Source organism: uncultured Phycicoccus sp., from assembly GCF_947495705.1.
GTDB lineage: Bacteria > Actinomycetota > Actinomycetes > Actinomycetales > Dermatophilaceae > Phycicoccus.
In genome coordinates this window covers 287,152-306,943 of the sequence record NZ_CANLZR010000003.1, presented here as the reverse complement: position 1 = coordinate 306,943, position 19,792 = coordinate 287,152, and the positions used below count along the sequence as shown (strand labels likewise).

Annotated in this window: 18 protein-coding genes and 3 tRNA genes; 13 read left to right on the top strand and 8 right to left on the bottom strand. The window is 74.3% G+C overall.

Annotated features, from left to right (window positions below):
• Nucleotides 1-47: 47 nt before the first annotated feature.
• The 3 genes from Q0963_RS06620 to Q0963_RS06610 are packed head-to-tail and all read left to right on the top strand — an operon-like array spanning nt 48 to nt 3,238.
• Nucleotides 48-1,097, top strand: coding sequence for a MerR family transcriptional regulator (locus Q0963_RS06620; RefSeq protein WP_299444451.1), 1,050 nt, complete (start codon nt 48-50; stop codon nt 1,095-1,097).
• A gap of 42 nt (nt 1,098-1,139) precedes the next feature.
• A complete protein-coding gene (locus tag Q0963_RS06615) occupies nt 1,140-2,441 on the top strand; it encodes a cyclopropane-fatty-acyl-phospholipid synthase family protein (RefSeq protein WP_299444449.1) in 1,302 nt (433 codons plus the stop codon).
• A complete protein-coding gene (locus tag Q0963_RS06610; protein WP_299444447.1) occupies nt 2,438-3,238 on the top strand; it encodes a DUF1295 domain-containing protein in 801 nt (266 codons plus the stop codon). Before Q0963_RS06615 ends, Q0963_RS06610 begins: the two co-directional genes overlap by 4 nt.
• Nucleotide 3,239: 1 nt before the next feature.
• Here Q0963_RS06610 and Q0963_RS06605 read toward each other — a convergent pair whose 3' ends face one another.
• Together Q0963_RS06605 and Q0963_RS06600 are read right to left on the bottom strand one after the other, a co-directional pair.
• The gene (locus tag Q0963_RS06605; protein WP_299444445.1) at nt 3,240-3,704 is read right to left on the bottom strand and encodes a DUF2177 family protein; all 465 of its coding nucleotides are present in this window, start codon (nt 3,702-3,704) and stop codon (nt 3,240-3,242) included.
• 26 nt (nt 3,705-3,730) lie between these two features.
• Entirely contained in the window at nt 3,731-4,987 is a 1,257-nt protein-coding gene (locus tag Q0963_RS06600; protein ID WP_299444443.1) for a DUF445 domain-containing protein, read from the bottom strand.
• Between the two features lie 183 nt (nt 4,988-5,170).
• Here Q0963_RS06600 and Q0963_RS06595 point away from each other — a divergent pair, with 183 nt between their 5' ends.
• Together Q0963_RS06595 and Q0963_RS06590 are read left to right on the top strand one after the other, a co-directional pair.
• Nucleotides 5,171-6,607, top strand: a complete 1,437-nt coding sequence (locus Q0963_RS06595) for a GuaB1 family IMP dehydrogenase-related protein (protein ID WP_299444441.1) — start codon at nt 5,171-5,173, stop codon at nt 6,605-6,607.
• Nucleotides 6,608-6,666: 59 nt separating this feature from the next.
• A complete protein-coding gene (locus tag Q0963_RS06590; protein ID WP_299444439.1) occupies nt 6,667-7,881 on the top strand; it encodes a cysteine desulfurase-like protein in 1,215 nt (404 codons plus the stop codon).
• A gap of 41 nt (nt 7,882-7,922) precedes the next feature.
• Here the strand turns inward: Q0963_RS06590 and Q0963_RS06585 are convergent, their stop codons facing one another.
• Nucleotides 7,923-8,378 (bottom strand): hypothetical protein, encoded by a 456-nt coding sequence (locus tag Q0963_RS06585; protein ID WP_299444437.1) that lies wholly within the window; start codon nt 8,376-8,378, stop codon nt 7,923-7,925.
• A 145-nt stretch (nt 8,379-8,523) separates the two neighbouring features.
• On the opposite strand from Q0963_RS06585, the gene Q0963_RS06580 reads away from it, so the two are divergent.
• The 7 genes from Q0963_RS06580 (at nt 8,524) to Q0963_RS06550 (ending at nt 12,632) form a co-directional block, all read left to right on the top strand.
• Complete coding sequence (locus Q0963_RS06580) at nt 8,524-9,579, top strand: PHP domain-containing protein (protein WP_299444435.1); 1,056 nt, start codon at nt 8,524-8,526, stop codon at nt 9,577-9,579.
• Complete coding sequence (locus Q0963_RS06575; protein WP_299444433.1) at nt 9,576-9,995, top strand: GntR family transcriptional regulator; 420 nt, start codon at nt 9,576-9,578, stop codon at nt 9,993-9,995. The genes Q0963_RS06580 and Q0963_RS06575 overlap by 4 nt, the downstream gene beginning before the upstream one ends.
• 120 nt (nt 9,996-10,115) lie before the next feature.
• A tRNA-Glu gene (locus Q0963_RS06570) sits at nt 10,116-10,188 on the top strand.
• Nucleotides 10,189-10,206: 18 nt separating this feature from the next.
• Nucleotides 10,207-10,280, top strand: a tRNA-Asp gene (locus Q0963_RS06565).
• A 47-nt stretch (nt 10,281-10,327) separates the two neighbouring features.
• Nucleotides 10,328-10,404, top strand: a tRNA-Phe gene (locus tag Q0963_RS06560).
• 148 nt (nt 10,405-10,552) lie between these two features.
• Nucleotides 10,553-11,671 (top strand): YbhN family protein, encoded by a 1,119-nt coding sequence (locus Q0963_RS06555; protein ID WP_299444431.1) that lies wholly within the window; start codon nt 10,553-10,555, stop codon nt 11,669-11,671.
• Between the two features lie 97 nt (nt 11,672-11,768).
• Complete coding sequence (locus tag Q0963_RS06550; RefSeq protein WP_299444429.1) at nt 11,769-12,632, top strand: DUF72 domain-containing protein; 864 nt, start codon at nt 11,769-11,771, stop codon at nt 12,630-12,632.
• Between the two features lie 7 nt (nt 12,633-12,639).
• On the opposite strand, the gene Q0963_RS06545 is transcribed toward Q0963_RS06550, so the two are convergent.
• The 3 genes from Q0963_RS06545 to Q0963_RS06535 all read right to left on the bottom strand — a co-directional run bounded on the left by Q0963_RS06545 (nt 12,640) and on the right by Q0963_RS06535 (nt 15,828).
• Entirely contained in the window at nt 12,640-13,368 is a 729-nt protein-coding gene (locus Q0963_RS06545) for an HpcH/HpaI aldolase/citrate lyase family protein (RefSeq protein WP_299444427.1), read from the bottom strand.
• Between the two features lie 134 nt (nt 13,369-13,502).
• On the bottom strand, nt 13,503-15,059 hold the full coding sequence (locus Q0963_RS06540) for an ATP-dependent DNA ligase (protein WP_299444425.1): 1,557 nt from the start codon (nt 15,057-15,059) through the stop codon (nt 13,503-13,505).
• Nucleotides 15,060-15,393: 334 nt separating this feature from the next.
• Nucleotides 15,394-15,828, bottom strand: a complete 435-nt coding sequence (locus tag Q0963_RS06535) for a GNAT family N-acetyltransferase (protein WP_299444422.1) — start codon at nt 15,826-15,828, stop codon at nt 15,394-15,396.
• 115 nt (nt 15,829-15,943) lie between these two features.
• Here Q0963_RS06535 and Q0963_RS06530 point away from each other — a divergent pair, with 115 nt between their 5' ends.
• The gene (locus Q0963_RS06530; RefSeq protein WP_299444420.1) at nt 15,944-16,630 is read left to right on the top strand and encodes a haloacid dehalogenase type II; all 687 of its coding nucleotides are present in this window, start codon (nt 15,944-15,946) and stop codon (nt 16,628-16,630) included.
• A gap of 39 nt (nt 16,631-16,669) precedes the next feature.
• Here the strand turns inward: Q0963_RS06530 and Q0963_RS06525 are convergent, their stop codons facing one another.
• The gene (locus Q0963_RS06525; protein ID WP_299444418.1) at nt 16,670-18,835 is read right to left on the bottom strand and encodes a metallophosphoesterase; all 2,166 of its coding nucleotides are present in this window, start codon (nt 18,833-18,835) and stop codon (nt 16,670-16,672) included.
• Nucleotides 18,836-18,993: 158 nt separating this feature from the next.
• Nucleotides 18,994-19,755, bottom strand: a complete 762-nt coding sequence (locus Q0963_RS06520) for an enoyl-CoA hydratase-related protein (protein WP_299444416.1) — start codon at nt 19,753-19,755, stop codon at nt 18,994-18,996.
• Nucleotides 19,756-19,792: the final 37 nt, after the last annotated feature.

The window sequence follows — 19,792 nt, the reverse complement described above, 5'->3', positions numbered from 1 at the left end:
CGTCAAAGGTTTGTCAAACTTACCTCAGCCGCGTACCGTGCTGTGCCATGAGGCGTTCGGTCCCCCCAGCGATGCGGATTGGCGAACTGGCCACCCGGGTCGGCGTCAGCACGCACGTCCTGCGGGCGTGGGAGTCGCGGTACGGCCTCCTCAACCCGTCGCGGTCCTCCGGTGGTTACCGCCTGTACAGCGCCGACGACGAGCGCCGGGTCCGCGAGGTCCTGTCGTTGCGCGACCAGGGCGTCAGCGCGATGGAGGCCTCCCGCCAGGTGCTGGCCGCCGAGCGTGCCGGGACGGCTGCCCGCACCGGCGTCGACGGCGTGTCCCCGGACGACCGGCTCGCGAGCGCCGACGCGGCGGCCGAGACGACCCTGCGGCTCGACCCGCCCCTGCTCGTCGCGCAGCTGCTCGACGCCATCACCGCGCTCGACGAGGACCGCGCCCACGCCGTCCTCGACACCGCATTCCTCGACCGCTCCGTCGAGAGCGCGATCGTCGACGTCCTCGTGCCGTTCTTCGTCCGGGTCGGCGACCAGTGGGAGCTCGGCCGGCTGGGGATCGCCCAGGAGCACTTCGCCAGCAGCCTCGTCCGCCGGCGTCTGAGTGCGCTGTCGCTGACGTGGGGACTCGGCACCGGGCCGGTCGCGGTGCTGGCCTGCCCCCCGGGCGAGTTCCACGACATCATCCTGCTCAGCTTCGGCGTGCTGCTCGGCCGCGCCGGCTGGCGGGTGCGCTACCTCGGCCCCGACACCCCGGTCCCCTCGCTGGCCTCGGCGGCCCGGCTCGCGAAGCCCGACGCCATCGTCCTCGCCTCCCGGCGCCCGTCCGGGTTCCGCGCCCATGCCCGCGAGCTGCGCGCCATCGCCCAGAACTACCCGCTGTGGCTGGCGGGGCGGGGCACCACCCCACGCGTCCTCGAAGAGATCGGCGCCAACCACCTGGGCCCCGACCTCGTCGCCGACGTCGAGCTGCTCACGAGGTCGGCGCGCAGCCGCCGCCGCAACGAGGGCTCGGGGGCCGGACGGGACGGGCGCCGCCACGACACTCCGGCCGAGACCCCATCCGAGGCCCACGCCGACTCCGAACCGCACCCGTGACCGCGCGGCGGTAGCCGCCGCCGACCCCTGCGAGGAGCACCGATGACGACGACACACCAGGGCACCGAGTCGACGACCAGGACCAGCCAGGGAGCCGCAGGTCGCATCGAGGCGGCGCTGCGCCCCCTGCTGGCCGGCCCGCTGCCGGTCCGGTTGCGGGCCTGGGACGGCTCGGAGGCCGGGCCCGAGGACGGCACCCTCGTCGAGCTCCGCACCCCGCAGGCGCTGACCCGGCTGCTCTGGCACCCGGGCGAGCTCGGCGCGGCCCAGGCCTACGTCACCGGCGAGCTCGAGGTCCACGGCGACGTCGGGGCCGCCCTCGACCTCGTCCGCGAGACCGTCGCGGCCCGCGCCATCCCGCCGCTGACCCCGGCCCGCGTCGCCCGGCTGCTGCCCGACCTCGTGCGCCTCGCCCGCGACACCGGCGCGCTCGCCCGCCCGCCGGCGCCGCCCGCCACCCAGGCGGTCATCAAGGGCCGGCTGCACTCACTGGCCCGCGACCGCGCGTCGATCAGCCACCACTATGACCTGTCGAACGAGTTCTACGAGTTCCTCCTCGACCCGCACCTGGCGTACTCGAGCGCGTACTACGTCGACGGCCCGCACATGCCGCTCGAGGCCGCGCAGGCCGCCAAGCTCGACCTCGTGTGCCGCAAGGTGGGCCTGACCGCCGGGTCCCGCTTCCTCGACGTCGGGTGTGGCTGGGGGTCGCTGTCGCTGTACGCCGCCGAGCGCTTCGGGGCCCAGGTCACCGGCGTGACGATCGCCGCCGAGCAGAAGGCGTTCATCGACGAGCGGATCCGCGCTCGCGGGCTCCAGGACCGGGTCCAGATCCACCTGCGCGACTACCGCGAGGTCGACGACGGCCCCTACGACGCCGTCGCGTCCCTCGAGATGGGCGAGCACGTGGGCGAGAAGAACTACGGCACGTACGCGTCGGTACTGCACCGCAGCGTCAAGCCCGGCGGGTACGTCCTGGTCCAGCAGATGTCACGGCGTGGCGTCCACCCCGGCGGCGGCCCGTTCATCGAGCAGTTCATCGCCCCGGACATGACGATGCGGCCGGTCGGCGAGACGCTGACCTTCCTCCAGGACGCCGGGTTCGAGATCCGCGGGGTGCAGGCCCTGCGCGAGCACTACGTCTGGACCGTCGACGCCTGGGTGCGCACCCTCGAGGAGCACTGGGACCGCGCAGTCGAGCTGATCGGCGAGGAGGGCGCCCGGGTGTGGCGGCTGTACCTCGTCGGGAGTGCACAGGCGTTCCGCGACAACCGGATGGGCGTCGACCAGCTGCTGCTGCGTCGCCCCGGCGGCCCGCCCGTCGTCTCGGACCCGGCCCGATGACGGGCGAGGGGTTCGCGGGCGGCACGCTCGTCGCGGTGCTGCTGGCCTCGCTGGCGACGGCCGCCGTCGCGATGGGCGTCACCGCGCTCGTCGCGAGGCGGACGGGCAAGATCGCCGTCGTCGACGTCACGTGGGGCCTGGTGTTCGTGGCCATCGGGTGGGTCGCCTTCGCGGTCGGCCAGCACTCCGCTCGCTCGCTGCTCCTCGCCGTCCTCGTCACGATCTGGGGCGGCCGTCTCGCGTGGCACATCCGGGGCCGCGCGCTGGGGCAGGGCGAGGACCCGCGGTACGAGAAGATGCTGCCGGCCGACTCCCAGGAGGAGCGCTGGCGGTCCGCCCTGGTGCGGGTGTTCGGCACCCAGGGCGCGGCAGCGTGGTTCGTCTCGCTGCCGCTGCAGGTCGCCGCCGCCACCGACTCCGCGCTCGGCTGGGTCGCGGCGCTCGGGGTGCTCGTCTGGCTCGTCGGGCTGACCTTCGAGGCCGTCGGCGACGCCCAGCTCAAGGCGTTCAAGGCCGACCCCTCGAACAAGGGCAAGGTCATGGACCAGGGGCTGTGGGCCTGGACCCGGCACCCCAACTACTTCGGGGACTCCGCGATCTGGTGGGGGCTGTGGGTCATCGCCGCCGGCGCCTGGCCCGGGGTCCTCACCGTCCTGTCGCCGGTCGTCATGACGTACTTCCTCGCCTTCGCGACGGGGGCGCGGCTGCTCGAGTCCGAGATGGCCAAGCGCCCGGGCTACCCCGAGTACATGGAGCGGACGAGCATGTTCTTCCCGCTGCCTCCGAAGCGGCGCTGACTCAGCTGCGACCCAGCCGGTGCAGCACCGCGAGGACCACCGCGGTCGTCGCCGTGCAGACGATGGTGCCCCACGCCATGTCGATGAGGACGACGTCGAGCGGGAAGTCCTTCATCACCGCCATCGAGGTGAGGTCGAACGTCGCGTACGTGACCAGCCCGAACGCGGCGGCGTCGCGCAGGCTCGGGCCGAGGGTGGCTCGGGCGAGGCCCGGGCGGATGACGAAGTAGACGATGCCGAGCACGAAGACGACGTAGAACGCGGCTGCTGCGGCTGCGTTCGGGCTGTCGGCGAGCAGGTGCCCGATCCGGTCCCGGTACAGGTCGCCCGACACGACGGTGAGCCAGAGCCCGTCGAGAATGCCGAACACGACAGCGGTCAGGGCGACCGCGAGCGCCAGCCGCCCCCGGCCCGGCGTGGTCGTGCCGTCGGAGTTCGCGGGCGTCGCCCGGCCGGGGTTCGTCATGACCGAAGCGTAGGTCCCCCGTGGGCTCAGCCCAGTGCCTGCGCCACGGCGTGGATGACGAGACCGGCCAGCGCTCCGACGACGGTGCCGTTGATCCGGATGAACTGCAGGTCGCGCCCGACGTGCAGCTCGATGCGCTCGGAAGCCTCTCGTCCGTCCCACCGGTCGACGGTGACCGAGATGACCTCCGCGAGCTCGCTGCCGTAGGTGTTGACGACGAACGACACGGCCTCGCCGAGGCGTGCCTCGAGCCGGCCGCGCCACACGGGGTCGGACGTGAGCCGGTGCCCGAGGTGCTCGAGCAGCTCGTCGCCCCGGCCGTGGAAGTACGAGCCCTCGTCGTCCATCGCGGTCTCGAGGGCGGTGCGGAAGGACCGCCACAGCCCGACGGCGGTCTCGGCGGCCTGCGGGTGGAGCAGCAGCCGCTCCTTGAGCGCCTCGGCGCGCGCCATGACGTCGGCGTCGCGCTGCAGGTCGAGGGCGAGCCGGCGCAGCAGGTCGTCGAGCGCGAGCCGGGCCGGGTGCCGGGCGTCGTCGCGGACCTCGCGCAGGAACGCGAGGACCTGGTCGAAGGTCCACCCGATCACCCGGTCGTCCAGCCACGGCGGGCTCCACCACGGGGCCCGCGACCCGAGCACCGCCGCGTACGTGCCGGGGTTCTCGCGCAGCCAGTCGTGCAGCTCCTCGAGACCGAGGTCGACGAGCCCGTGGTGGGTGCCCTCGGCCACGACCCCCTCGAGCAGCGCCCCGGCGATGGGGCTGACGGGTTCGCGGACGAGACGCGGGACGAGGAAGTCCTCGACGAGGGTGCGCACCTCGGCGTCGTCGAGGCGGCCGAGCCCGGCCCGCGCCACCCGGGTCACCTCGGTGAGGACGGTGCGGCGGTGCCGGCCCACCCCGAGCCACCGGCCGACCCGCCCGCTCACGTCGGCCGCGGCCAGCCGCTCGCGCGCGATCTCCTCGGTGAGGAAGTTCTCGGTGACGAAGTCCTGGAGGTTGCGGCCGATCTCGTTCTTCCGCTTCGGGATGATCGCGGTGTGCGGCACGGGGATCCCGAGGGGGTGCCGGAACAGGGCGGTGACCGCGAACCAGTCGGCGAGCGCCCCGACCATCGCGGCCTCGGCGCCGGTGTTGACGTACCCCCAGGGGCCGTCGTGGTCGAGGCGCACGGTCGCGAGGAAGACGACGGCGGCGAGGACGAGCAGCGACAGCGCGACGAGCCGCATCCGGCGCAGGCCGGTGCGCCGTCGCTCGTCGGCGGGCGAAGGGGCCAGGAGACTCACGGCCCCGATCCTGCCCGACCTGCGTCCCCCGGCACGGCTCCTCCCCCGCCCGCCTCGACATTTCGGGGTCACCCCGCAATGTCAGCGCGGCACGGGTTCGGAGGTCCTGCCACGCTGACGACCCCGTGCGTCGGCGGCACCCGGGCCGCGCCCGGGCACCGCGGCCCCGCCTACGCTGGGGCGGTGCACTTCCTCAACGGCCTGATGCCCCAGCACGACCTCACGTACGACGACGTGTTCATGGTCCCGAACCGCTCGTCCGTCACGAGCCGGCTGGACGTCGACCTGTCGACCTCCGACGGCACCGGCACGACCATCCCGCTCGTCGTCGCGAACATGACCGCGATCGCGGGGCGGCGGATGGCGGAGACGACGGCCCGGCGCGGCGCGCTCACCGTCATCCCGCAGGACATCCCGGTCGACGTCGTCGCCGACGTCATCGCCTGGCAGAAGTCGCGCCACCTCGTCTACGACACCCCGATCACCCTCGACCCGGCGACGACCGCGGGTGAGGCGCTCATCCTGCTTCACAAGCGGGCGCACGGGGCGGGTGTCGTCGTCCACGGCGAGAAGCCCGTCGGCATCGTCACCGAGACCGACCTCACCGGCGTCGACCGGTTCACCCAGCTCGCCGACGTCATGGTCCGCGAGATGGTGACCGTGCCCGACGGCGTCGACGTCGAGTCCGCCTTCGACACCCTCTCGCACGCCCGGCGGCGGCTGGCCCCGGTCGTCGCGCCGGACGGGCGGCTCGTCGGGCTCCTCACCCGGGCCGGGGCGCTGCGGGCCACCCTCTACTCCCCTGCGGTCGACGCCGCGGGCCACCTGCGGGTCGGCGCCGCCGTCGGCATCAACGGGGACGTCGCCGCCAAGGCCACCGCGCTCGCCGAGGCCGGCGCCGACGTGCTCGTCATCGACACCGCCCACGGCCACCAGGAGAAGATGCTCGAGGTGCTGACGACGCTGCGCCGCCTCGACCTCGGGGTGCCGCTCGTCGCCGGCAACGTCGTCACCGCGTCGGGGACCCGCGACCTCGTCGAGGCGGGCGCCGACATCGTCAAGGTCGGCGTCGGCCCGGGCGCCATGTGCACGACCCGGATGATGACCGCCGTCGGCCGACCGCAGTTCTCGGCGGTGCACGAGTGCGCTACCGCCGCACGGCAGCTCGGCAAGCACGTGTGGGCCGACGGCGGCGTCCGGCACCCCCGTGACGTCGCCCTCGCGCTGGCCGCCGGAGCGTCCAACGTCATGGTCGGCTCGTGGTTCGCGGGGACGCTGGAGTCCCCCGGCGACCTCTACACCGACGAGAAGGGCCGGCAGTACAAGGAGTCCTTCGGGATGGCCTCGGCCCGCGCGGTCCGCAACCGGACCGCGGCGGACTCCGCGTACGAGCGGGCCCGCCGGGGGATGTTCGAGGAGGGCATCAGCAGCGCCCGGATGTACGTCGACCCCGCCCGCCCGAGCGTCGAGGACGTCATCGACGAGATCGTCGCCGGCCTCCGCAGCTCGTGCACCTACGCGGGCGCCCGCACGCTCGAGGAGTTCCAGGAGCGGGCGACGGTCGGCATCCAGTCCACCGCCGGGTTCGCCGAGGGACGCCCCCTGCACTCCTCCTGGTAGCCCGCCCCACCCCCGCTCCGGTCCCCTTCAGGGACGGCGGGGTGGGGGAGGATGACGCCATGGCCTACGACGTCGAGCAGATCCGGTCCCACTTCCCCTCCCTGACCGAGGGCGGGTTGGCGCACTTCGACGGCCCGGGCGGGAGCCAGGTGCCGGACGTCGTCGGTGCCGCCGTCGCCCGGACGATCACGGCGTCCATCAGCAACAAGGGGACCGTCACCGCGTCCGAACGGCGCGCCAGCGACGTCGTCGCGGCGTGCCGCCAGGCGCTGGCCGACCTGCTGGGTGCCGACCCCCGCGGCGTCGTCTTCGGGCGCAGCGCGACGGCCCTCACCTACGACCTGGCCCGCGCCCTGGCCAAGCAGTGGGGCCCCGGCGACGAGGTCGTCGTGACCCGCCTCGACCACGACTCCAACATCCGCCCCTGGCTCCAGGTGGCCGAGGCGGCCGGCGCCACCGTGCGCTGGGCCGACTTCGACCCGGCCACCGGCGAGCTCACCGTCGCCGACATCGAGGCGGTCCTCTCCGACCGGACCCGGCTCGTCGCGACCACTGCCGCGTCCAACCTCATCGGGACCCGCCCGCCGACCCGCCAGATCTCCGACGCGGTGCACGCGGTCGGCGCCCTCCACTGGGTCGACGGCGTCCATGCGACCGCCCACGCGTCCGTCGACCTCCAGGCCCTCGGGGCCGACGCCTGGACGTGCTCGCCGTACAAGTTCCTCGGCCCGCACTGCGGCGTCCTCGCCGCCGACCCAGGCCTCCTCGAGACCCTCCGTCCCGACAAGCTGCTGCCGTCGTCCGACGCCGTCCCGGAGCGGTTCGAGCTCGGCACGCTCCCGTACGAGCTGATGGCCGGCGCCACCGCCGCCGTCGACTTCCTCGCCGGGCTCGACGACCTCGACACCCCGGTGGACCCGGCCGACCGCCGCGAGCGGCTGCTCACCTCCTTCGGCGCCCTCGAGAAGCACGAGGACGCCCTGCTCGCCCGCCTCGAGCCGGCGCTGCGCGCCATGCCCGGCGTCACCGTGCACTCCAACGCGGGCCGGCGCACCCCCACGCTGCTGTTCACCGTCGAGGGCCGCGACCCCCAGGACATCTACCGCGGCCTCGCCGAGCACGGCGTCAACGCGCCCGCGAGCCACTTCTACGCGCTCGAGGCCTCGCGCCACCTGGGCCTCGGCGATGCAGGCGGGGTGCGCGTCGGCCTCGCGCCGTACACGGACGACGCCGACGTCGACCGCCTGCTCACCGGGCTGCGCGCGCTGCTGTGACGGTCGGGGTGGGGCCCAGGACCCACCCCGACCACCGGCCGTCAGCCGAAGCAGCCCGGGGTGACGGCGGCACCGGTCACCCACAGGTCCCCGGTGCGGTCGCCACGCCACTGCATGTGCGCCTTCGCGCGGATGCTGCTGCCGTACATCTGCAGCTCGTTGCAGCCGCGCCGCAGGCTGAGCCCGACGTCCTGAGCGCCGTGCCAGCCGTCGGCGTCGACGGCGTTGGACGACATGACGTCGACCCAGCGGCCGCCGCTGTACGCCTGGATGCGGACCTCGTCGACCCGCACGTCGACGTTGATCCCGTCTCCGCCCACGTCGGTGATGACGCCCTCCGCCTGCCAGACGCCGTTGGCGACCGACAGCGACACGCACTTCTTCACCGCGGTGCCCTCGCACGACTCGCCGGCGGCGGAGGCCGCCCCGGCAGGCACGGCGAGAGCGGCCACCGCGACGGCGGCAGCCGCCCCGAGGCGACGGATGGATGTGGTCATGAAATCCCCCTTCAGGTCATGGAGGACCCCCCAATGGCTCCCCCGTGAGGGACCGTAGCGCCGGCGACCGCCGGCGGCAACGGCTGCAGCCGCGGGCCAGTCCGCACGGCGGCAGCGGACCCGGCCGGTGTGACAGCATCGGCCCATGGTCGCGCTGCTCGAGCCCCTGGAGGCACCGGTCGAGCCGGTCGACGCCCTGCGCCGCATCGCCTTCCTGCTCGAGCGCACCCGGGCCGGGACGTACCGGGTCGAGGCCTTCCGCAACGCGGTCAAGACGCTGCGCACGCTCGAGGCCGGCGAGGTGCGTGAGCGCGCCGAGGCCGGCACGCTGCAGGAGATCGAGGGCATCGGGAAGTCGACGTCCGGCGTCATCACCGAGGCACTCACCGGCGAGCTGCCGAGCTACCTCGAGTCGCTGCAGCAGAAGGCCGGCGGCCGGCTCGTCGACGGCGGCGAGGACCTGTACGCCGCGCTCCGGGGCGACGCCCACCTGCACTCGGACTGGAGCGACGGCGGCTCCCCCATCGACGAGATGGTCCTCACCGGGGTCGAGCTCGGCCACGAGTGGATGGTGCTCACCGACCACAGCCCGCAGCTGCGGGTCGCCAACGGCCTCACCGTCGAGCGGCTCCGGCAGCAGCTGAAGATCGTCGACGGCATCAACCGTTCCCTGGCGGGCCACTTCACCCTCCTCAAGGGCATCGAGGTCGACATCCTCGACGACGGCTCCCTCGACCAGACCGAGGAGATGCTGGGGCGGCTCGACGTCGTCACCGCCTCCGTCCACAGCAAGCTGCGGATGAACGCCGAGCCGATGACCCGCCGGATGGTCGCGGCCGTCTCGAACCCGCGGGTCAACGTCCTCGGGCACTGCACGGGCCGGCTCGTCGAAGGGTCTCGGGGCACCCGCCCGCAGTCGGAGTTCGACGCGCGCGCCGTCTTCGAGGCCTGCGCGGAGCACGGCACGGCGGTCGAGATCAACAGCCGCCCCGAGCGCTGCGACCCCCCGGACGACCTCGTGACGCTGGCCCTCGACATCGGCTGCCTCTTCTCGATCGACTCCGATGCGCACGCCCCCGGGCAGCTGGACATGAAGGCGTACGGGTGCGCGCGGGCCGAGCGGCTCGGCGTCCCGGCCGAGCGCATCGTCACGACGTGGGACGTCGACCGCGTCCGCGAGTGGGCCGGAGCCTCCCGATGAGCGCCGGCGGGCACGTGTCGGTGGCCCTCGACGGGCTGCTGCGGGTCGACCACGAGGGGCCCCGGCCACCGTTCGACCAGGTCCGCAGCCAGCTCGCTGAGGCCATCGGCGACGGCCGTCTGCCGGCGGGGGCGAAGCTGCCGACCATCAGGTCGCTCGCCGAGGAGGTCGGGCTCGCGGTCAACACCGTGGCACGGGCCTACCGCGAGCTCGAGGCCGCGGGGCTCGTCCTGACCCGGCGCCGGCTGGGCACGGTCGTCTCCCCCGACGGAGCCGCCGCCTCCCCCGCTGGAGGCGGTCCCGACCCCGCCGTTCGGCTGGCCGCGGCCGACTACGCGCGGGCGGCGCGGGCCGCGGGTACGTCGGAACAGGAGGCCGTCGACCTGGTCCGGGGCGCTTACCGGCGGCTCGGCTGAGCGCCGGCCCCGACCGCCGCCACCCCCGTTTTGGTCCCGGGCTCGGCGTCCCCTATGCTTTCGGAGTCCTCGACGGATCCGAGCCCGGTCTGCGTGACGAAGAGGGTCCGACGAGGTCGGGTCCCCATCGTCTAGCGGCCCAGGACCCCGCCCTTTCACGGCGGTAGCACGGGTTCGAATCCCGTTGGGGATACGGTCTTGCACCAGTCAAGGCCCCGTAGCGCAGTTGGTTAGCGCGCCGCCCTGTCACGGCGGAGGTCGCGGGTTCGAGTCCCGTCGGGGTCGCTCCTCCATGTTGGGGCCGGATTCGTCCGGCCCCGGCGTGTAGGTCCGGCCAGGTAGCTCAGTTGGTACGAGCGTCCGACTGAAAATCGGAAGGTCGGCGGTTCGACCCCGCCCCTGGCCACCAGTTCACGAAGCCGCAGCCAGCCCCCGCTGACTGCGGCTTTCGCCGTCGCTGCCTCGGGGTCCTCCCTGATACGCCGCCCCACCCCCCGGGGTCGATCCCCGGCACAAACCTGATGCGCTGCCACCGGTCCGGGCGTCATCCTCGACGTATGTCGAGGTGGACGGGGCCTGCGGCGCGGCTCGCGCTCTGCGGGGGAGCCGGGGCGGCGATGGTCGTCCTGGCGCTGCCGGCGGTGTCGGGCGCGCGGTGGGACGAGACCGGTGCCGCGCTCGGCGAGGTCGGGTCCACCGAGCTCGTGCTTCTCGTCGCGCTCTGGGCGGCCGGCCTCTGGGTGCACACCCCGTCGCTCACCGCGGCGCTGCCGGGGCTGTCCCACCGGCGCGCCCTGCTCCTCAACCTCAGCGGCTCGTTCGTCTCCAACCTGCTCCCGCTCGGGGGCGCCGTCGGCACGGTCGTCAACTGGCGGATGGCGCGGGCCTGGGGCTTCGGCGGGAACGCGTTCGCGCGATGGGCGATGCTCACCAACGTCGCCGACACCGTCGTCAAGGTGGCGCTGCCCGGCCTCGTCCTCTGCTGGGTCGCGATGTCCGGCGCCGTCGCCGGCGGCGTCATGGGGGCCGCGGCCGCCGTCGGCACCGGGCTGCTCGGGGTCCTCGTCCTCGGAGTCGGCCTGGTCGCCCGTGACGATCGCGCGGTGCGGTGGGCCGGGGGCCGGGCGGATGCCGTCGCGGCGAGGGTGCGGTGGGTGCCGTCAGCGCCCGAGGGCTACGGGGAGCGAGCCGCCGGGTTCCGCCGGGACAGCACCCGGCTGGTCCGGGCCGGCTGGGGCTGGATGCTCGGCGGCAAGCTGGCCTACGCCGCGCTCCAGGCCGTGCTCCTGTGGGCGTGCCTGCGGGCGGTCGGCGGCCAGGTCGAGCCCGTCGTCGTCGCCTGCGCGTTCGCCGTCGAGCGGGTGCTGTCGATGCTGGTCCTCACCCCCGGTGCCGTGGGTGCCGTGGAGGTCGGGATGGTCGGGATGCTCGGCACCTTCGGGACGGCGCCGGCCGTGGCCGTCGCCGGGGTCCTCGTGTACCGCGCCCTCGTCGTCGGGATGGAGGTGCCGGTGGGCGGGCTCGCCCTGTTCGGCTGGTGCGCGCTGCGGCGACGGGCCGGCCTCGGGTGGCGCCTGCCCACGGCCCAGGACGCTGCCGCTCCGGTCGGGGTGACGGGCTCGAGCCCGGCGGCGCCCGCCATTCCGGCCACGGAGCCGGTCGTCACCCCGAGGTAGCGGCTGCGGCGGGAACGTCGCCACCGACCGTTCGCCCTGCACCCGGCCCTCCGCCGGTAGCGTGCGCGACGGGCCCGAGCCACACCGGGAGGCAGTCATGGGTGAGATCCGCGTCGGCATCTCCGGCTGGACCTACGCGGGCTGGCGCGGTGACTTCTACCCACGCGGGCTCCCCCAGCGCCGCGAGCTGGCGTACGCCGCGCAGCGGATGGGCTCGATCGAGGTCAACGGCTCCTTCTACTCCCTGCAGCGTCCGACGTCGTACACGTCGTGGCACGAGCAGACCCCGGACGAGTTCGTCCTCGCCGTCAAGGGGGGCCGGTTCATCACCCACATGAAGCGGCTCCGCGACGCCGAGACGCCGCTGGCCAACTTCTTCGCCTCCGGGGTGCTCGCGCTCGGGTCGAAGCTCGGGCCGGTCCTGTGGCAGGTGCCGGAGCGCCTCGAGTACGACGCGGACCTGCTCGCCTCGTTCTTCGCCCTGCTCCCGCGCACGCTCGGCGAGGCCGCAGACCTCGCCCGGCGCCACGACGACAAGCTGGCCGAGGGCCGGTCGCTGACCACGCTGCCCGCCGGGCTCGCCGGGCAGCGGGTCCGCCATGCGCTGGAGTTCCGCAGCGAGTCGTTCTGCACCGACGAGGCGGCCGCCCTGCTGCGTGCCCACGACGTCGCCACCGTGGTCGCGGACAGCGCCGGCCGCTGGCCCGTGGCCGAGGCGGTGACCAGCGACCTCGTGTACGTACGCCTGCACGGCGACACCGAGCTCTACGCCAGCGGCTACAGCGACGACGCCCTGGACGCGTGGGCGGCGAGGTGCCGGCAGTGGGCGGAGACCTGCGACGTCGTCGCCTATTTCGACAACGACGCCAAAGGCCATGCCCCCCACGACGCGCTGCGCCTCATCGCGCGGCTGGGGGCCGACCACGTCCCCGTCGCCGTGCCGCCCGTGGAGTGCGGCTGAGGAACGGTCAGGCCGGGGCGTCGCACGCGTCGAGCACGGCGCGCACCCCGGCTGAGACGACGCCGGCGTCGGTCGTCACCGCGACGTACCCGATGCCGTGGGCCCGGAGCCGGAGCGCGTTCTGCGGGGTGCCCGCGAACGCGCCGACCTCGATCCCCTGGCGCCGGGCCGCGGCCACGACCCGGGCGATCGGGCCGTCAGCGGACTCGTCCTCGAGGAGCGCGTCGACGGTGGTGCCGTGGGACAGCGCGAGGTCGAAGGGTCCGATGAACACGCCGTCCACCCCGGGAGTGGCGGCGATGGCGTCGACCTCGTCGAGCGCCCCCGGCGTCTCGACCATGACCCAGCAGCGGACAGCCTGGTTCGCCGCCTCGGGCGTGGGGGCAACGCCGCCCCAGAGCGGCGCGAACGGGCCCCAGCTGCGTTCTCCCAGAGGCGGGTAGCGGGCGGCAAGGGCGGCGGCCTGTGCGTCGGCGGCGCCCGTGACGGACGGGACGACCACCCCGGCCGCGCCCGCGTCGAGGGCCGCGCCGATCCACGCGGCGTCGACCGACGGCACGCGCACCAGCCACGGCACCGGCGAGTCGGCGAGGGCGCGTCCCACGCCGTGCAGCGCGCCGCGGTCGACCGGCCCGTGCTGGGCGTCGACGGCGATCCAGTCGACGCCACTGCGCGCCAGCCGACGCAGCAGGTCGACGTCGGCGGTCATGGTCCAGATGCCTCGGAGGTCCTCCACGGGCTCATCGTGCCAGCGGGACCGCCCGTGGTCCTGGTGATCTGCGGTACTCCTGGCGCCACCGCACCTGGACCACCGCAGATCGCCAGGACTGGAGGCGGACGATCCGTCGGGCTTCGGCCGGGGTCCCCCGATCAGCCGGGGCCGAGGGCACGCACGACGTCGATGGTGTCGGCGTGCTCGGCCGTCTTGTCGTCGCGGTAGCGCAGCACCCGGGCGAACCGCAGCGCGACGCCGCCGGGGTAGCGGCTCGAGCGCTGGATGCCGTCGACGGCGATCTCGACGACCTGCTCGGGGCGGACGGTGACGACGTAGCCGTCGGTGGGGCCCTCGGCGAGCTCGGTGAACCGCTGGGTCTGCCAGCGCAGGGTCTCGTCGGTCATCCCCTTGAACGTCTTGCCGACCATCACGTAGCCGCCGGTCGCGGGGTCGCGCGCCCCCAGGTGGATGTTCGACAGCCAGCCCCGGCGACGCCCCGACCCGCGCTCGACCGCGAGGACGACGAGGTCGAGGGTGTGGGTGGGCTTGACCTTGACCCAGCCGCTGCCCCGCCGGCCCGCGGCGTAGGGGGCGGCGGCGTCCTTGACGACGACGCCCTCGTGACCGGCCGCGACGAGCCGGTCGAAGAAGTCACCCGCCTCGCCCGGGTCGGACGTGAGCATCCGCGGCACGAGCAGGTGCGGCGCGAGACCGGTCAGGACCTCATGGCGCTCGCCCGCCGGAGCATCGAGGAGGTCGCGGCCGTCGGCGTGGAGAACGTCGAAGAGGTAGGTGGTCAGGGGCACCTCGGTGCGGAGCCGCGCGACGTCGGCCGAGCTGGCCGTGCGCGCTCCGGTGACCTGGAACGGGGCCGGGCGCCCGTCGCCCTGCAGGACGATCGCCTCGCCGTCGAGCACCAGGTCGCCCCCGGGCAGAGCCGCGACCGCCTCGACGACCTCGGGGACGCGTTCGGTGATCTCGTCCAGGCTCCGGGTGAAGACCGTGACCTCGGCGCCCGCCCGGTGGACCTGCACCCGGATGCCGTCGAGCTTGCCGTCGACGAGCATCTCGGCGCCGGCGAAGGCCTCGACCGCCTCCGCCGTCGTCTTCGCCGAGGCGGCGAGCATGGGCCGCAGCGGGCGGCCGACCACGAGGCCGACCTGCTCGAGGGCCTCCGACCCGCCGCGGGCCGCGAGCCCCGCGACGACGTGGGTGAAGCCGGCGAGCATGGTGGCCCGGCGGACGAGTGCGTCGGGCACGTCGAAGGCGCGGGCGACGGCGGCCAGCACGACACCGTCGAGCGCCCCCTGCCGGAGGTTGCCGGTCATGAGGTCGCGGAGGAAGCGCTGCTCGTCGGCGGTGGCTCGGCTCATCAGCGCGGCCAGCTCGGCGCGTCGGGTGGTCGAGGACCCGGAGCCGGCGGCGGCCGCGAGGCGGTCGAACGCGGCATCGGTGTGGGCCACGGTCAGGGACGCGTCGGTGGCGGGCTCGGGCAGCGACCCGAGCGAGCGGTACCCGACGCCGAGCCGGCGCTGCGGGAGCACCCCGGACAGGAAGGCGACGACGGTGCCGACCTCGTCGGCGTCGGCGCGCGCCAGCATGGCGGCGATGGCCTCGGTCTTCGCGGTGCGCGACCGGGTGGCCGCGACGGCCCGGGACACGGCGACGAGATCGGCGAGCGTCGTCCCGGACCGGGGCGCGGCGGCGTCCATCCCCTCATCCTGCCGGTCGGCGCCGACATCGGCCCCGTACCCGACGCGACCAATAGGTCACCCGAGGTACGCCTCCCCCACGCCCCGCCCAGCGCCGGCCGTACCCCACCCGACGAATAGGTCACCCGAGGTACGCCTCCCCCACGCCCCGCCCAGCGCCGGCCGTACCCCACCCGACCAATAGGTCACCCGAGGTACGCCTCCCCCTCATCCCGTCCGGCGCCTCCCGTACCGGACGTGACCTATTGGTCGATGTCGGGGCGTCGAGGGGTCATCGCGGGTCGGCGGGGCGGCGGGGCGGCGGGGGGCGGCGGCGCGGGTCGGACGACTGCGCTCAGCGGTCGAGCCGCATCGGCACGTGCGGGATGCCGTCGTCGAGGAACTCGGCACCGTCGCGCTCGAACCCCAGCCGCGCGTACCAGCCCTCCAGGTGGCTCTGCGCGTCGAGGACCACCGGGCCCGTACTCGCCTCCAGCACCGCGCGGACCAGTGCCGCCGCCACCCCGGAGCCCCGGGCGGACGACGCCGTCGCGACCCGCCCCACCCGCACACCGCCGCCCGGCTCCGCGAGCACCCGCAGCGTCCCGACGACCGTCCCATCGCCCTGCTCGGCCCAGTACAGGCGCGCCCCTGGCTCGAGGTCACGCCCGTCCAGGTCGGGGTAGAGGCACTCCTGCTCGAGGACGAACACGTCCTGCCGCAGCCGCATCAGCGCGTACAGCGTCTCGGCGGGCACCGCGCGCGTGGGCGCGGAGTGGATCGTGGTCACGGCGCTCCTCCGGCGGGGTCGCTCGTCACCCTACGACGCACCGGCGCCGCGCTGTCACCGCGCTGACGTCACCCTTGCGGCCCCACGGCGGAGCCGTGCGCGGGACGATGGGCCGATGACCGACATCGTCCACGCGCCCCGGCTCATCGTCTTCGACGTCAACGAGACCCTCTCGGACATGACCCCGGTGGGCGACAGGTTCGCCGCCCTCGGCCTGCCCGAGCATCTCGCCGCCCCGTGGTTCGCCGGCGCGCTCCGCGACGGCCTGGCCCTCACCGTCACCGGCGAGAACCCGGCCTTCGCCGACCTCGCCCGGGCCTCCTTCCACACCCTCGTGCACGGCCGGCCGGACGCACCCGACGACGTGGATGCCGCCGCCTCCGAGATCATCTCGACCTTCATGGACCTGTCCCTGCACCCGGACGTGGCGCCGGGCCTGAGGGCGCTGGCCGACCTCGGCATCCGGCTCGCCACCCTGAGCAACGGCTCGGCCGCGGTCGCCCAGGGGCTCGTCGAGCGCAGCGGGCTCGAGGGCGTCTTCGAGCATCTGCTGTCGGTCGCCGACGCCCCGCTGTGGAAGCCCGACGCGCGCGCGTACGCGTACGCGCTCGGGACCTGTGACGTCGAGGCCGAGGAGGCGATGCTCGTCGCGGTTCACCCGTGGGACATCCACGGCGCCGCGGCGGCCGGGCTGCGCACCGCCTACCTCGCCCGGAGCGGTACCCCGTACCCACCGACGATGCGACCCCCCGAGCTGACGGTGGCGTCAGTCACCGAGCTCGCCGAGCTGCTCGGCGCCTGAGCGGCATCTCCGGAACGGCCAACCCCCGATCCGTGACGGTCAGTGGCAGGCCTCGGAGCCGGAGTCGGTGAAGGTGCCGCCCGCCTCGGGCAGGAACTCCCACTCGTAGCTGTCGTCGTGCAGGACCATCCGCAGCACCCCGAACGTCGAGGCGTCACGCACCTCGCTGTTCGCGGCGACGGTCGGGATCGAGGTGTGCTTCGCTCCTCCGGTCCCGACGACGAACTGCCGAACCCCGGCCGGGGTCGCCGCGCCCGTGGAGTCCATCGGGGCGAAGCGCTCGTAGGTGTGGTCGTGCCCGGTGAGGACGACCTCGGCTCCGGCGTCGACCAGTGCCTTGACGAGCGCCCGGGAGTTGGGGGCCGCCCGGCCGCCCGAGGACCACAGCGGGATGTGCCAGTAGGCCATCGTGCACCGGGCCGGGTGGGCGGCGAGGTCGGCGCGGAGCCAGGTCTCCTGCGGGGATCCGCTCCCGCAGCCACCGGCGTCGGAGCAGTTCGTGTTGAGGACCACGATGTGCCAGGCCCCGAGGTCGTAGCTGTAGTAACCCTTCCCCTGCTCTCCCGCGGCGGCGCCGAAGTAGGTGAAGTACCCGGTGGCGGTGCCGGTGGGGTCGCAGTCGGTGGCGTTCGGGCCACCCTCGGCCACGTCGAGGTACTCATGGTTGCCCACCGCGGGTCGGGTGATGGCCCGGAACCGCCCCCAGCTCGGGTCGTACGAGGCGAGGAACGCCTCGTACCCGCCGCACTGGTACTGGATGTCGCCGAGCGCGGCGACGACGCTGACGTCCGTCTGGGCGAGGACGAGGTCGGACACGGCCCGCTGGCGGCACGCGTTGGAGGTGCCGGCGCCACCGTTGAAGCTGCCGTTCGTGGGGTCGCAGGCGATATCACCGGCGGCGAGGAGGACCGGGTCCGAGCTCGTCGTGGGCGGCGCCTCGGTCACGGCGACCGCGTCGTAGACCAGGTCGGCCGTGCGACCCGCAACGTTCTCCCCGACCTGCACCCGCCCCACCCCGGCCGTCCCGAGGTCGGTCGCCAGGTCGAGCACCGTCGTCCCGTCGAGCGCCAGCCGGGCAGAGCCTTGCGGCCCGGCCACGACCGCCTCCAGGACGACGGTGTGCCACCCGCCGGTCGGCAACGGCGCCGCGGCGTTCGTGGCCACCCCGGTGACCGCGTTCCGGACACCGAGCAACCCACTGGAGGTCACGTAGGCCTCCGCGATCGCCGCCCCCGTGCTCGTCCGCAGCTTGAGGAAGTTCACGGCCGGACTCCCCGCGTGGCTGACCCGGTTCACCCGCACCGAGACGCTCAGGTCATCGACCGCGGTGCCGAGCGAGCGATACGCGAAAGCCGCCCCACCCGTCATCGCACCCCGCGCCGCCCAGCCGCCCTCGTCGACCACGGCCTGCTGCACCGCCAGGCCGCTGCCACCGGTCCACGCCGACAGGTCACCGGACTCGAAGCCGTCCGCGAACAGCGCCGGGACCGCCGGCGGCGGGGCCGGAGCAGGACCCGTCACGGCGACCGCGTCGTAGACCAGGTCGGCCGTGCGACCCGCAACGTTCTCCCCGACCTGCACCCGCCCCACCCCGGCCGTCCCGAGGTCGGTCGCCAGATCGAGCACCGTCGTCCCGTCGAGAAGCACCTCGGTACGGCTTGCCGTCCCGTTGACGACGACGTGCAGCGCGACGCGGTGCCAGGTGCCGGTCGCGAGGGTCCGCGTGCTGTTCGTCGAGGCGCCCAGGACGTCGTTGCGCACGCCGAGGACGCCGGAGGCGGTGACGTAGACCTCGGCGATGGCCGACCCGGACGCGGTACGCACCTTGACGAAGTTCACCGCGCTCGACGTCGGGGCGCTGACGACCCGGACCCGGAGCGACGCGGTGAGCTCGGGCACCGCCGAGGAGAGGGTGCGGTACGTGGATGCGGCGTTACCCGCCATCGTCGCCCGCGCCGCCCAGCCCCCCTCGTCGACCACGGCCTGCTGCACCGCCAGGCCGCTGCCCCCGGTCCACGCCGACAAATCACCGGACTCGAAGCCGTCCGCGAACAACACGGGCGGCGCCGTCGACACCGTGGCCACGTGTGCCGGGACGTCTGCTGCGGCCGCCCCGGGCTCCGCGCCCGGCGCGAGCGCCGCCACCACCCCGAGTGCGACGGCGGCTGCTGTGCCGAGCGGTACGAGAGACCGTGTCCATGCCATGACCGGGACCTCCGGTTCGCGAGGTGGCCCCTGTGGAGCCCCTGCGTGCGCCCACATGCGCATACGTCCGCAGGCTATCGACGCGCGCAATGACCCGATCGGGTCAGCCGACGGTCACGCCACTCGCGGCTCCGGCCCGACAGCGGGCCAGGGACGACTCAGCGGCCGCGGAACTCGGCGGGACGCTTCGCGACGAACGCGGCGGTGCCCTCCCGGTGGTCCTCGGTCGCTGCGAGCCGGGTCTGGCCCCCGGCTTCGACGGCGAGCGCGGCCTCGACGTCGAGGGTCGCGGCGTTGATCGCGGCCTTGGTCTCGGCGAAGGCGAGCGTTGCGCCCGTCGCGTAGGCGCCGAGCAGGGCGGCGGCACGGTCCGCGAACTCCGCGGCCGGGACGCACTCGGCCACCAGCCCCCACTCGGCGGCGGTCGCGGCGTCGAGCTTCTCGCCGGTGAGTGCGAGGCGCATGGCGCGGGCCCGCCCGACCGAGGCGGCCACCAGCGCGGTCGCCCCGCCGTCGGGCATCAGCCCGATCCGGGCGAAGGCGAGGACGAAGGACGCGGCGTCGCTGGCGAGCACGTGGTCGCAGGCGAGCGCCATCGGGACGCCGATGCCCGCCGCGACCCCGTGGACGAGCGCGACGACGGGGGTGCGGGTCGCGAGGAGGGCGCGGACGACGTCGGCGCCGGCGTCCAGGACCCCCATCTGCGCCCCCTCGGCCGACAGCGGCGCTCCGGAGCAGAAGCCGCGACCGGTGCCACCGAGCGCGATGACCCGGACGGCGGGGTCGGCGTCGAAGGCCTCCAGCGCCTCGACGACCGCGGCGCACATGTCCGGGTCGACGGCGTTGAGCCGCTCCGGCGCGTCGAGGGTGATGCGTCCGATGGCCCCGTCCGCCTCTACGCGGACCCGCTCGCTGCTCATCCCGCCATCCAACCGCATCGAGCCCGCCACCTGGCGG